Origin of the sequence: Hymenobacter norwichensis DSM 15439 (assembly GCF_000420705.1) — a bacterium.
In the GTDB taxonomy this organism is placed as follows: Bacteria; Bacteroidota; Bacteroidia; order Cytophagales; family Hymenobacteraceae; genus Hymenobacter; species Hymenobacter norwichensis.
In genome coordinates this window covers 1-13,403 of the sequence record NZ_ATVL01000012.1, presented here as the reverse complement: position 1 = coordinate 13,403, position 13,403 = coordinate 1, and the positions used below count along the sequence as shown (strand labels likewise).

Genomic DNA, 13,403 nt, shown 5'->3' with positions numbered 1-13,403 from the left:
CTGGGTGTATCTTGTTGCTGCTCCATGGAAAATACGCCTCTGTTTTGGGTTGGGTTCAATGCCTTCGTGCTGGCCATGCTGCTGCTCGATTTGTTGGTGTTCAACCGGAAAGCGCACGTAGTAAAAATGCGCGAGGCTTTGGGTTGGAGCCTATTCTGGATTACGCTTTCCCTAGCCTTCAATTACTTGGTGTACCGCACTATGGGGCGGCAGGCGGGTCTGGAATTTCTGACCGGCTATCTGATCGAAAAGTCGCTGAGCGTTGACAATCTATTCGTCTTTCTACTGATATTCAGCTACTTCCGGGTTCCGGCGCAGTACCAGCACAAGATTCTATTCTGGGGCATCCTGGGGGCGCTGGTGTTGCGGGCCATCTTTATTCTGGTGGGGGCGGCGTTGCTGGCCAAGTTCAGCTTCTTGCTATATGTGCTCGGAGCGTTTTTGATATACACGGGCATCAAAATGGCCCTCAGCGCCGGAGAGCCCGAAATCAACCCGGATTCTAATCCGGTGGTGAAGTTTCTGAGCCGGCATCTGCCCATCACCAGTCAGCTGCACGAAGGCAAATTTTTCGTGCGCAAAGATGGGCTGCTGTTTGCCACGCCGCTGCTGGTAGTGCTGGTGATGGTGGAAACCACCGATGTAGTTTTCGCCGTCGATTCCATCCCCGCCATTCTGGCCGTCTCGCGCGACACGTTTATCGTGTACACCTCCAACGTATTTGCCTTGCTGGGGCTACGGGCCCTGTATTTTGCGCTGGAAGGATTGATGCGGCTGTTTCACTATCTGCACTACGGCCTCTCGCTCATCCTCGTCTTTATTGGGGGAAAGCTGCTGCTTTCCGAGGTAATACACCTGTCTATGGGTATATCCTTGGGGGTGGTGGGTACTATTCTGGCGCTGTCTATTGCCGCTTCGCTGCTGTTCCCAAAGCAGACCGAAACGCCGGCATAACCTTTCCTTTACTTGTTGTAAACCTGGCGGCCGTAGCTTTGCGGCAGCTTAACGCGCCGGCTTGGCTACCGCCCTGCCGGCGTCTGTCAACCACGCGGGCGTGTTTTTAGAGGTGCGCCCTCACCTATTTCTTTGCATGAAAGCATTTATTTTCGACCTCAACGGTACCATGATCCACGATATGGAATACCATACGCGGGCCTGGCAGCACGTACTCAACCACGATTTGGGCGGCAACTTTTCCTGGGAAGAAATCAAACCGCAGATGTACGGCAAAAACCAGGAGTTGCTGGTACGCATGTTCGGGGCCGACCGGTTCACGGCAGCGGAAATGGATACGCTATCAGTGGAAAAGGAGAAGCGCTACCAAGCCGAGTTTCTGCCGCATCTGGCGCTGCTACCAGGGCTGGCCGAGTTTTTAGAGCAGGCTCACCAGCGGGGTATTGCTATGGCCATTGGCTCAGCGGCCATTCCATTCAATATCGACTTCGTGCTCGATAACCTGAATATTCGGCACTATTTCCAGCAAATCGTGAGTGCCGCCGACGTAACCCTAAGCAAGCCGCACCCCGAAACCTTCCTGAAAGCCGCCGCTCAACTAGGTGCTAAGCCGAGTGAGTGCATTGTGTTCGAGGACGTGCCTAAAGGTGCCGAAGCGGCAAACAACGCCGGTATGCAAGCCGTGGTGCTCACTACCACCCACGAAGCGCACGAATTCGGTCACCTGCAAAACGTGCTGCACTTCGCGCCCGACTTCAACGACGCTTTTATGAAGTCGTTGCTGTAAGTTTTGCGTTATCACTAAGGCTAAAAACCAACTGCCCGCAAACTACCTCTGTAGCTTGCGGGCAGTTTTCGCTTAAGGTACTGGTCCGTTAAGGCTTTGGAGTTGGAGGAGTTGTTTCACCGCCTTGCTCGGCCGGAATGTTGGTGTTCACGCCCGCGTCTGGAGCAGCATTGCCACCCAGCAAGTCGATCAAATTTAGCGGCTCAAACTGCGTGGAATCGGTCGACGTAACCCGCACTGTGTCGCGCGCGGCCCGGAAGATGGAACCGTGGGCTCGGCCGGGGAAGTTCAGCGAGTAGTCCACGCTGGCGTAGTCGTTCTGCGAAATCAGACCTTTGCTAGCCATGAGTTTGGCAATCAGGCGGTGGAAATACCGGGCGCTGCTGCGCATTTCGCCGTACTGGTTGAACGAACGTTGGAAATACTTCGGCCGCGGAATGATGCTGGCCAGGTACAGGCTTTCTGATAGGTTAAGGTTGGCGGGCTGCTTGTTGAAGTAGAATTCTGAGGCCTCGCTGGCACCATACACCTTCGGGCCCCATTCGATGATGTTGAGGTACACCTCAAACATGCGCTGCTTGGAAACAATGCGGGTGTTTTCCAATAGCCACACAATCAGTGCCTCCTCTATCTTGCGGGTTACGGTTTTCTGACGGGTCAGGAACACGTTTTTCACTAGCTGCATGGAAATGGTACTGCCGCCCCGCGCAAACCGCTTCTCCTTGATGTTCTGAATAGCCGATTTCACAAAGGCCTTCTCCATGAACCCTTTATGAGTCAGGAAACGCGGGTCTTCAGCCGTCATGATAGCCGCTTTTAGGTAGTTCGATACCTCGTCGTACGATACGAACTCGGGGTTGGAAGGTCCTACCGCAAAGGCTTTAATGGAGTCGCCTTTATCGTTGTAGGCGGTGTACAGGAAATCCTGATTCAGCTTGTTCAGGTCTTCGGCACCCATCTTGGTGATGCGGAAGTTCTTCGGCGTCAGGCCCGATGAGAATTGCAGGCTGTCGAGCTGGTTCATGTCCAGGTCGAGGTGCATCTTGTACTTGAGCGTGCCTTCGCCCTGCATGCCTTCCAGGGTATTGAACATGCCTTCGGGCAGCGCCGCGAAAAACGTGTTAGCTGGCGTTTCTGCTGATACGATGTCGGCTTTCACTTGCAGGCCGGCCAGGGTCTCGCGGCGGTTGCGCAGGCCGTTAATCATCTTGCCTACCACGCGCTGGTTGAGCGGCAGCTTCCGGACGCTCATCACCGGAAAAAAGGCCATCCGATTCAGTGTCACCTTGGTACCTTCATCCAAGGCTGCAAAAGCCTGCCCCAGTCGAGCCACAAACTCGATGCCGCCGCGCGGAAAACGCACGTCCCGGTCGGAGAGCTTTGGGTGATTCACAATAAAATTGGCAGCCGAGGCCGTGCCGCGCACTGTCAGCTCGTCGTCGGCTAAGTCTTTATCGGTCAGACTAAACCGTAGCGTATCGAACTGCACCCGCGCGCCGTAGCGCCGTAGCACATAGGGTAGCGTAACTGGCCGCCGCTCCAGCCCAAACACTTCGGCGTTCAGCGCGTAGTCGCCGGGCTCGATGTGGCCCTGCACGCCTACCTTGTTCACCACCGAATCGACGGTGGCTGTTAGCTGGCCTTCAATGTCGCCGTCCTCAATAGCCAGCCGGGGCATTACAATGCGGGCCTGGTGGCGCGGACTGTCGTAAGTGACTAAGAAATTGCGGAAATCGGCCTCGCCGGGCACATTATCAAAGCTGGCTTCCAGCAATTGATTCACTAGGAGGCCGTAATTAGTCCCGTTGGTGGTATCCCGTGGGGTTGCGGCGGGGGTAGCGCGTTTCTTCTTATAGAGAAACGAGTAGTTGTCGGTACGGTTGGTTTTGCGGGCCGTGAGTTGTGCATCACTGATTTCCAGGTTGCTGAACACTGGCCGGCCAGCAAACAACGACCGGACGCTCAACGAAACCGTTAACAGGCGAGCTTGGAGCAGCGTATCGGTGGGCTGGGCGGTAGGCACGAGGCTCATGCCGTCAATCTGTACCGTGTTCAGGTCGGTGAAGCGGGCTTGGCCTAAGGTCAGCGCCACGGGGTATTTGCGTTCCACTTTGGCTTTCACCTGGGCCAGCGCATACGTGAGCAGGGCTTGGCGCTTGAGCAGAAACACCGTCAGGCCTACGGCCAGCAGCGCCGCCAGAATACCCAAGCCAATACCTATTTTTTTCTTTGTTGCTGGAGTCACGCGAACAAGCAGAGTGAAGGAAGTCGTGGCGGGGCCAGGCCAGATTCATGCCAACTAGCCACCGCCTGCTGTACAAAGGTAACGAAAAAGGCTGCCCCCGTTCAGGCTGCGCGCCTCCATTCGCTACCTTTGGGCGTTCAGGCCAACCTTCTTCTCCGCATGTCAACTGCTGCCGATTACACGCAACTCACGCCGCTAACCGCTGTTTCGCCCCTCGATGGCCGCTACCGCCGCCAGACTGTGCCCCTGGCCTCGTACTTCTCGGAGCTAGCCCTGATTCGGTACCGGGTACTGGTGGAAGTGGAATATTTTATTGCGCTTTGTGAGGTGCCGCTGCCCCAGCTGCAGGGTGTTAATGCCGAAGTCTTTCCCAAGCTGCGCGCTCTATACACAGAGTTTTCGGTGGCCTATGCCGAAGCTGTGAAAGCCCACGAGCAGGTAACCAACCATGATGTAAAAGCCGTGGAATACTTTCTACGGGACCGGTTTACGGCGCTGGGCCTGGGTTCATATCTGGAGTTCATCCACTTCGGGCTGACCTCGCAGGACATCAACAACACCGCCATTCCACTGAGTTTACAGCACGCGCTTCTGCATACGCTCCTGCCCGCCTACGCCCAGGTGCGCAACCAACTGGCCGAGCGCGCCACCGAGTGGGCCGCCGTTCCGATGCTGGCTCGCACCCATGGCCAGCCAGCTTCTCCTACCCGGTTAGGCAAGGAAATTCAGGTGTTTGTGGCCCGCCTCGATGCCCAGGTGGCCCTGTTGAGCCAGATACCATTTGCGGCTAAGTTTGGCGGCGCCACTGGCAACTTCAATGCCCACCACGTAGCCTACCCGCACCTCGACTGGCACCAGTTCGGGCAGCAGTTTGTGGAAAGCAAGCTGGGTTTGAGCCGTAGCTTCCCCACCACTCAAATCGAACACTACGACCACCTAGCCGCCCTTTGCGACAACCTGAAGCGGCTCAATACCATCCTCACCGACCTGGCCCGCGACGTGTGGCAGTACATTGCGGTGGGTTATTTTCGCCAAACCATTAAAGCGGGTGAAGTAGGCTCGTCGGCTATGCCGCACAAAGTGAATCCTATTGATTTCGAAAATGCAGAGGGCAACTTAGGCCTGGCCAATGCGGTGTTGGAACACCTGTCGGCTAAGCTACCCATCAGCCGCCTCCAGCGCGACCTGACCGATTCCACGGTACTGCGCAACTTGGGTGTACCGCTGGGCCATACACTTATTGCCCTCACGTCGCTTCAGCGCGGCCTCAACAAGCTGGCTCTCGACGAAGAAGCTCTACGCCGTGACCTGGATGCCAACTGGCCGGTAGTAGCCGAAGCCATCCAGACTATTCTGCGCCGCGAAAACTACCCCGACCCTTACAATGCGTTGAAGGCGCTGACCCGCACTGGTTCGGCGATATCAGAGGCTACTATTCGCGAGTTTGTGGAAACGCTGGAAGTGAGCGAAACGGTGAAAGCTGAACTTCGGGCAATTTCTCCGTCGAACTACGTAGGCATATAGATTCCGCTTACCTGCAAAGAAGCAGCGTCGAACAATGTTCGACGCTGCTTCTTCTGTTTTGTATCCTCCATTATTCAAACCTATTTTATATGTTTAGTTATATTAAAACTTTATAAATACCAAAAATTTTGCAAACCATTTGAAAATACTCACAATGATTGCTGATATCAGAAGAATACTACGATACATATATTGTCTATTCGTATAAATAGGTGAATCTTTGATACACTGTACTCTGCTCTCCTACTACCTATTTGCATGTCGCACGCTGATATCTTCGATACAGACGGATTTGAACACCTAAATAAACCTACCACTCCTAACGCTCCTTTCGCCCAATTACTGCCTGCCACACAGTTCACTGACTTGCCTATTTGGTCGCCAGTTCACCAAAAGCCAAAAAGTGCCGCTGTGAAATTCCCTTCAAAAACAGCAACCTGTACTTCAACTATTCCTCAGTTGCTGCCCTAACCTCCTGCAACATCGGTTAGGGTGTTTATCTTCGCGGTTCCTAACTGCGTCCCTATGTCCAACCTATCCGGTGTTACTGTCCGGCCCGACTGCCGTCATTTCCGCGGCGACTTGCCTTGCCGTCCTAATAAAGAACATGGCTACGTCTGCCAGGATTGCCCGGTGTATGATCCGGTGCAGAAACGGGTATTGCTCATCAAGCTCGGGGCCATTGGCGACGTAATTCGGACTACGCCGCTGCTGCGGCGGCTGCGCCAAGAATATCCGGGCTGCTATATTACCTGGCTGACGCATACGCCGGCTATCTTACCGCAAGCTGAAGTTGATGAAATTCTCAAATTCGATTTTGCCAGCGCTATGCAACTCATGGCGCGTCGGTTCGATATTGCCATCAACCTTGATAAAGAGAAAGAAGCCTGCGCGCTGCTGCTAAAAGTGGATACCGAACACCGTTTCGGCTATACTCTGCGCGAATACGATGGCGTGGCATGGCCCCACAACGAGCAGGCCCACCACAAGTTCCTGACTGGCGTCTTCGACCAACTCAGCCTGCAAAACCAGAAACCATACGTGCAGGAGATTTTCGAGCTGTGCGGCTTTGATTTCCGGGGCGAAGAATACGTATTCGACAATCACGAAAACAAGGGCTACAATTGGGCGACCATACCGCAGGGCAAGCCCCGGATCGGTCTGAACACCGGCTGCGGCGACAGGTGGACCACTCGGCTGTGGTCGGATGAGAAATGGGTTACGCTGATTGCGCAACTCCAAGAAGCGGGCTATGCTCCCGTACTACTCGGCGGCACGGCCGAGGCCGAGCGCAACCAGCGGCTGCATGCCGCTACCGGCGCGGCGTACCCCGGCACATTCGCACTGGAGCAGTTCATCAACCTGATGCACCAGATGGATGGCATCGTGACGCAGGTAACTATGGCCATGCACATCAGCATTGCACTGGCCAAGCCCACCATCTTGATGAACAACATCTTCAACCCTTACGAATTCGACCTGTATGGCCGCGGCCAACTGGTGCAGCCCGACCGGCCGTGCGTGTGCTTTTACCGAGGCACCTGCAAGTTGGGCATCAGTTGCATGGAGGAATTGCCCGCCGAAAAGGTATTAGCGGCGGTGCAAGCTAGTGTGCCATTTTAGCTTGCTTGGGCGTAAGCGCGCCGTAGTCGCTCCAAATCGGCTGCCAGTAGCCATTTCGTAAAACAGGCCCACAACCACCGTGAGCCAAACAGCGTGGGCGGCTTCTAGCGGGCTGTTATTGCTTGCATAAGCCATTGCTCATCGAACCCACCCCACTCCCCGGCAACGCTCAACAGATTGTACACCAACACCGGTGCCACCTCCTCCTGGTTGATACGCTGCATCTCCGCCCAGCTTAGCCGGGCCTGATACCTCACATCAGCAATGTGTTTGTAGTCGTCGTCTGTCAGCTCTGTATCCAGGTACAGCGCCGCTAAAGCAATCCAGACGGGCGTACGCGCCGTTGCGTTTTCGCGGAACATAGTTTCTATCCAGCCACTTCCTTTAGGGCCTTCACCATTTCGCTCCACGAAAATTCCTTTTTGCGGGCCCATACGCCGGCCGTGAATTCCACTTCGCGCTGGTGCTCATAGAAATCCAACAACGCATCGGCAATGGCGCGGGCAGTGGGCTTCACCACGTAGCCCACTTCTCCATCCGGAATCAGTTCAGCTAGTCCGCCCACGTCAGTTACCAGCATGGGCCGCTCAAAGTGGTAGGCAATTTGGGATACGCCGCTTTGGGTGGCATTTTTGTATGGCTGCACCACCATATCGGCCGCGCAGAAATAGTCTACTACCCGTTCGTTGGGGATGAAGTCGGTGGCACGCACGAGGCGGCTTTCCAACTGGTGCTGCGCAATCAGCGCTTCGTAGGGAGCGGCATCTTCGTAGTATTCGCCGGCTATAATCAACTTCACGGGCAGTGCGGCCAGCCGTACATCGGCAAAGGCTTCCAGCAATATATCTAGTCCCTTGTAGGCCCTAATAAACCCAAAGAAAAGCAGGTAACCGTAACTGGGGTCCAGATTCAGGGCTTGCAATGCTTCCGCCTTGGCCTTCAACGGTCCAAAATTGTCGTAGAGCGGGTGAGGCTTGTACTGGGCCGGCTGCTTGAAGTGCAGGCGTCGCAAATCGGCTAGCACCGATCGGCTCATGGTGACGAAACCGTGGCAGGCCGACAAAAAATAGCGTGTAAATGGCCGGTCACCAGGGCGCTTTTCGTGCGGTATTACGTTGTCGGTGATGGCTACTATGCGGGTGTGGCGGTTGCTGCTGATGCGCCGAGCAATGCTGCCCAGCGCGGGTCCCATGAACGGCAGCCAGAACCGAAATACCACCAAATCGGGATTTTCGCGTCGTAGCCGGTTGCCCACTCGCCACCAGGTCCAAGGGTTTACCGAGTTGATGCTGACGTCGATATTCAAGTCAGCGGGGCCCTCTTCGGTGCTGAACTGGGTCTGACCGGGAAACAGAAACCCGGGGTACTGCAACGAAAACGTAACCAGCTTCACTTCGTCGCCGGCTTCTTGGAATGCCCGCGCCAGCCGTTCGTTGTAAGTAGCCAGCCCGCCCCGCAACGGATATGCCGGCCCGATGATAACAACGCGCATAAGTAAGTTTTAGCGTTAAAAATCAGCGCACCTCTACTCGTGGCAGCGCAGCGCTGGGTTCTTTCACTTCTAATTGACCCTTTCCCGCACCAGATAATCGTTGCGGTTTGGACCATTGAGTTGAATCAGTTCGGCCAGAAATCCGGTCAGGAACAGCATGGCGCCTACCACTACTGCCACCAAAGCCAGAAAGAACAAGGGTTGGTCCGTTACGTCGCGCGCTTTCAGGTTATTGAAGGCCAGATACACCTTCTCCCCCACTAGCCACAGCGTAATCAGCATGCCTAGCACAAACGATAGGGTGCCCATCGTGCCAAAAAAGTGCATAGGCCGCCGCCGAAACCGGCTCACGAACGTGATACTCATTAAATCCAAGAAGCCGTACACGAACCGCTCCAGCCCAAATTTCGTGACACCGTATTTGCGCTCCTGGTGTTGCACCACCTTCTCGCCAATTTTACGGAACCCCGACCATTTGGCAATTACTGGAATGTAGCGGTGCATCTCGCCGTACACCTCAATGCTTTTTACCACGCGCTGGTCGTAGGATTTTAGGCCACAGTTGAAATCGTGCAGTTGAATACCCGAAATCCAGCGGGTGACACCATTGAAAAGCTTGGTTGGAATAGTTTTCGACAAAGGGTCATATCGCTTCTGCTTCCAGCCACTTACTAGGTCGTAGCCACCTTCCGTTATCATGCGATACAGTTCAGGCAGCTCTTCCGGCGAGTCCTGTAAATCGGCATCCATGGTACAAACCACCCGGCCCACCGTTTCCCGAAAGCCCACGTTCAGCGCCGCCGACTTCCCATAATTACGGTTGAAGCGGATGCCTCGCAAGTTCTTGTTAGCTTCTCCCAGTTCTTCAATCACGTCCCAGGAGTTGTCTGTCGAGCCGTCATCAATCAGCAGAACCTCGTAGGTCAGCCCCTGCTCCACCAACACTCGATGAATCCAGCGCGTCAGTTCCGGCAAGGATTCGGCTTCATTAAGCAACGGAATTACGATAGACAGCTCAACCGGAAACGAATGCGAAAGGCGCTTACTCAAACTCGGGGCGGGAATTTTTAGTGAAAGCCGAAATAACTAATGAAACAAGGAAACCCATCAACAAGCCACCCAAAATGGCAAATACCATGGAGATGGGACCAGTGGCGAACTTCTCTGTTAAGGCCATAGCCTGATCTATCTGCGCATCCGGCATACCTTTTTCCTCCATCCGGCTACGGGTCAGCTCCATCACGCGCGCCATGTAGCCAGGATCGATAAAGGTGAAGTAGATGAATGTAAATACGCCCCCAATCACGCCCGAAACGGCCGATGTAATTGCGCCGATAGCCAGCCCTTGCCCATAAGACATGAACCCTTGGTTCTGGTGCTTGAAATGCTTGTGCGCCAGTATAATACCCACTATCATAATAACTACTCCTATCCAACGCAAAGGAGTTTCCGGATCTTCAATAAAGGTTAATTGAAGAAAAGAGAATATTACAGAGGCCAGCCCCAACAACAAACCATAACGAATGCCAACTGAAGATGGAGTAACGGGAGTAGCAGGTGTTTCCATTGGGTTTATAATAAGTTAGAAGTGAGAAATTGAAGATGCAATATCTGTTTTTTCCTCATTTCCGCAGAAAAACCCCTCCCGGAATGCTCAATAGTATTCCTACTATCAGTTTCCGCATGTAGTCATCGGCTGCCAGACCTTGGGCCGAAAACGCCAAGCCGCGGTACGTTTGCTCATACTGTTGCCGGCCATTTTTCTCTTTCAGAAACATAGGGCGGCTTTGCTTCAGCAGGTGGCGCATTTCCGTCAGGTGCCGCGCAATTGGCTCTGGCCCGGTAGCCTGCGCAAAGGCATAAACTCCACCCGCTGATACCACGGCCGTAAACAGTGCAATCAGCAGCCCTGTACCTATAGATTTTAGAATACCAGGGCCTTCCGGTTTGAAGTAGCGCCGTAGCTGCCACTGCCCCAGTATTACGGCGGCAGGCGGCACGAAAATAGCCATCAACCGCTTTGGCCCGTACGGGTTACTGCCGCTTAGATACAGTCCTATTACCCAGAGCACACACAGCACTCCTGCACTTACTCCGAAGAGCACCGCTGTGCGCAAAATTAGTTTTGTTGGTGAAGCAGATTCTTCCACGGTGTCCGGCATAATGAGCCCGCAAGATACAATGACTTGCGCTACTCACTTGCTTTATGCGGCTACTGCCGGCGCCGGAGCTGCTTTTTGCTGCCGCATGAAACGTAGCAGCAGCACCTCGGCCAACAAACTGGCTAGGGCTATCCATAAGCAGTATTGCCACAGCGGGGTACCTACTCGCTCTGCCTTGTACTTAGCTGCCACCGATTCGCCATCTTTCACATCGAATACCTGCACGTTCGGCCGATTAGGACCAATTAACTGGCGTAAGTCCTCCGCCGAGTAAGCGGCCAACTCGGATTCCCGCTTATCGAAATTGAAGGCCAAAGAGGCCACCACTTTGCCGTTGAGAGAAAGAGTATAAAACCCTGGCTCTCGCATTGCAGCAGGCACGCTAAACCGCAATACTCCTGCCTGTAAGCGTTGGCTTGGGATAAACGTCGTGCTATCCTTTGAGAGTTTAAAAACCTGCTCCGCACTGCCCTTCACAGTTTCCGCTATGTTTATAGCAATTGTGCCTTGGTTGAGCCTGTACGACGGATGCTGCTCTCTACGGTAGCTTTGCATAGCCAATCTATACATCACCGGCACGAAAAGAGCATGTTGCGTAAAATCAGAATATGTGCTGTTAAATGGAGCCGCAAACACGTACACCTTGCCAGGGCCACTGGAAAACTCCCCCAGAAACCCCTCTCCATCACGCATGCGCATGATATTGGCGTCAGAGCGTGACCAGCGTATCACTGGACTAACTTTCGGCATTAGCGGCTGCCGATTCTGGCTCCCAAATACATCTTTGAAAAAGGGATTTTGCGCCGCTGGCACAGCTACATCACGCAGTACTGGTGCTGCTCCGGCTGGCTCCCATGCTACCGGACCAACGCCTAAATCAGCGAATAGTTGAGTGTACGATGCGCGCGCCACAGCTTCCGCTGGCGGTACCAGTACCAACGACCCACCCCGTCTTACCACCCGCACCAGACTCTCACGCAAGCCAGCATCCATGCGAGGCTGCTCTTGCACTAATACCAAATCGCTGCTTTCCAACGCCCGATAGTCAATACCTGAAGCTTTAGCAGAGTTATAAGCGAATAAAGGCTCATTAGCATAGAGTTGACGAGTAGCGCCACCTAATCGCTCAGTGGCCGCTATGTCCAGTATTTTGATTTGCGGAGAAGGCTGAAGCGTGAAGTAAAAGCTGTTGTCGAACATAACAGGAAAGTCATCTAACTCTATCCTGCATTTTTCTAGTTGTTCTCCCTCCAAACGCAACTGTACATTAGTCGTCGCAACACCGTTCACAGGCACGTCCGTTCTGAATGCAGTAGCCTGCCGGTCTCCCACGAATAGTTTCACTTGGCAGCTTTCCACCTTCATGCTACCTCCATTACGCAGCCGAATATGAAGCGTGATATTTGTATTCCTTCTTATAAAAGCATCATCTAACCATACACTATCTACAAAGACATTTTTTAGGCTTCGCGCTGCCACAGGCACCAAAAATACTTTCTGGGCAGTGTCAATAGTTGCAATATCTGTAGCGGAAAAACTATTCTTCTGAAAATCAGAGAGAATGAAAGCTTGTTCTGTCGTCGCACCTTTTAACTGGTTGAAAGCACTACTTACCCCATCAGCTCTTCCCGATACCTGCAGTCTGTCCAATTCTAATCGATACTCGCTTGCTCTGCGGCGCTGTGTCGCTGTATTCAGTAAAGAAAAATCAGTGGCAACTGAATAAACATTAGGTAGCGCTTGAGCCTCCTTAATACTTTGCTCGAACACACTGGTTTGCTTATTCTGGGTACTTGCCTGCATACTTGGTGTTGCGTCTACGAAGACACTAACCGATGACTGCAACTGAATGGTTTGAATTGGTGCAGGTATGTAAGGCTGCACAAACATCAACACCAGAAAAACAACAAAGCTGATGCGTGCCAATAACACCAACCAATGTTTGAGTTTACGCTGACGCGCGCTAATCAACTTTACCTCTCGAATAAAGCCAACATTAGTAAACAACACCCGCTTAGGGCGTCGAAGCTCAAATAAATGAATAGCAATTGGTACTGCAACTGCAATCAAACCTAATAAAAACCAAGGATGTATAAACGCCATGTAAGCTGAATATGTTCATAAATGTAAACACAATCCTCATCAAAAGATTACTTAAAAATCTCCCTTAGCGCATCAATTAATATTATAATCTCTTTTTAAACTGCTTTTACAATAATTTGTATCCAATGCTATTTAAGTTGCCCCAACATAAAAAACCACGGCATTAGAGTTCCAGCTAAGCGACCCTACCCAAAAGGGTCTGCCCTTAGATAGCTATAGTTCCGGGTAAGCTATAAAACAACACCGCCCCTCAACGGCGCGGGGCCGGAGGGGCGGTGTGGGGTACAGTAAGGTTGGCGGCGACCGACTCTCCCACCGATGAAGGCAGTACCATAGGCGCTCCGGGGCTTAACGACTCTGTTCGGAATGGGAAGAGGTGAACACCCGGGCTAAAGCCACCATTACTGGTGTCGCAGTTCGTGTTCCGAAACTGCGTCATGTTGTTGACACAAGGCCAAGAAAGAAAACCAGCGGTACAGCGTGCGTTGTTGGTAGAAGCGTTCGGGTCATTAG

11 protein-coding genes and 1 rRNA gene are annotated in these 13,403 nt (G+C 53.2%); 4 read left to right on the top strand and 8 right to left on the bottom strand.

Going from position 1 to position 13,403, the window contains the following annotated elements; genetic code table 11:
• Positions 1-24 precede the first annotated feature (24 nt).
• Both G536_RS0122740 and G536_RS0122735 read left to right on the top strand, forming a co-directional pair.
• Positions 25-954 carry a TerC family protein gene (locus tag G536_RS0122740; RefSeq protein ID WP_022825910.1) on the top strand — a complete coding sequence of 310 codons (930 nt, stop codon included), beginning with the start codon at positions 25-27 and terminating at the stop codon, positions 952-954.
• A 136-nt stretch (positions 955-1,090) separates the two neighbouring features.
• Entirely contained in the window at positions 1,091-1,741 is a 651-nt protein-coding gene (locus G536_RS0122735; RefSeq protein WP_026880503.1) for an HAD family hydrolase, read from the top strand.
• 88 nt (positions 1,742-1,829) lie between these two features.
• Here the strand turns inward: G536_RS0122735 and G536_RS29425 are convergent, their stop codons facing one another.
• Entirely contained in the window at positions 1,830-3,986 is a 2,157-nt protein-coding gene (locus G536_RS29425) for a transglycosylase domain-containing protein (RefSeq protein WP_022825908.1), read from the bottom strand.
• Between the two features lie 159 nt (positions 3,987-4,145).
• On the opposite strand from G536_RS29425, the gene purB reads away from it, so the two are divergent.
• Complete coding sequence (purB, locus tag G536_RS0122725) at positions 4,146-5,510, top strand: adenylosuccinate lyase (RefSeq protein ID WP_022825907.1); 1,365 nt, start codon at positions 4,146-4,148, stop codon at positions 5,508-5,510.
• Between the two features lie 525 nt (positions 5,511-6,035).
• Entirely contained in the window at positions 6,036-7,133 is a 1,098-nt protein-coding gene (locus tag G536_RS0122720; protein ID WP_022825906.1) for a glycosyltransferase family 9 protein, read from the top strand.
• A gap of 104 nt (positions 7,134-7,237) precedes the next feature.
• Here G536_RS0122720 and G536_RS29420 read toward each other — a convergent pair whose 3' ends face one another.
• The 7 genes from G536_RS29420 to rrf all read right to left on the bottom strand — a co-directional run bounded on the left by G536_RS29420 (position 7,238) and on the right by rrf (position 13,293).
• Positions 7,238-7,495, bottom strand: a complete 258-nt coding sequence (locus G536_RS29420) for a DUF7079 family protein (RefSeq protein WP_022825905.1) — start codon at positions 7,493-7,495, stop codon at positions 7,238-7,240.
• A 5-nt stretch (positions 7,496-7,500) separates the two neighbouring features.
• Positions 7,501-8,625: a glycosyltransferase gene (locus G536_RS0122710; RefSeq protein ID WP_022825904.1), complete on the bottom strand. Its 1,125-nt coding sequence runs from the start codon at positions 8,623-8,625 to the stop codon at positions 7,501-7,503.
• Between the two features lie 69 nt (positions 8,626-8,694).
• Positions 8,695-9,675 carry a glycosyltransferase family 2 protein gene (locus tag G536_RS0122705; protein ID WP_022825903.1) on the bottom strand — a complete coding sequence of 327 codons (981 nt, stop codon included), beginning with the start codon at positions 9,673-9,675 and terminating at the stop codon, positions 8,695-8,697.
• Positions 9,668-10,192: a DUF4199 domain-containing protein gene (locus G536_RS0122700; RefSeq protein WP_071837805.1), complete on the bottom strand. Its 525-nt coding sequence runs from the start codon at positions 10,190-10,192 to the stop codon at positions 9,668-9,670. The genes G536_RS0122705 and G536_RS0122700 overlap by 8 nt, the downstream gene beginning before the upstream one ends.
• Before the next feature lie 55 nt (positions 10,193-10,247).
• Positions 10,248-10,787: a DUF4199 domain-containing protein gene (locus G536_RS0122695; RefSeq protein ID WP_084708804.1), complete on the bottom strand. Its 540-nt coding sequence runs from the start codon at positions 10,785-10,787 to the stop codon at positions 10,248-10,250.
• 42 nt (positions 10,788-10,829) lie between these two features.
• A complete protein-coding gene (locus tag G536_RS0122690) occupies positions 10,830-12,890 on the bottom strand; it encodes a BatA domain-containing protein (RefSeq protein ID WP_022825900.1) in 2,061 nt (686 codons plus the stop codon).
• Between the two features lie 291 nt (positions 12,891-13,181).
• A 5S ribosomal RNA gene (gene rrf, locus G536_RS0122685) occupies positions 13,182-13,293 on the bottom strand.
• Positions 13,294-13,403: the final 110 nt, after the last annotated feature.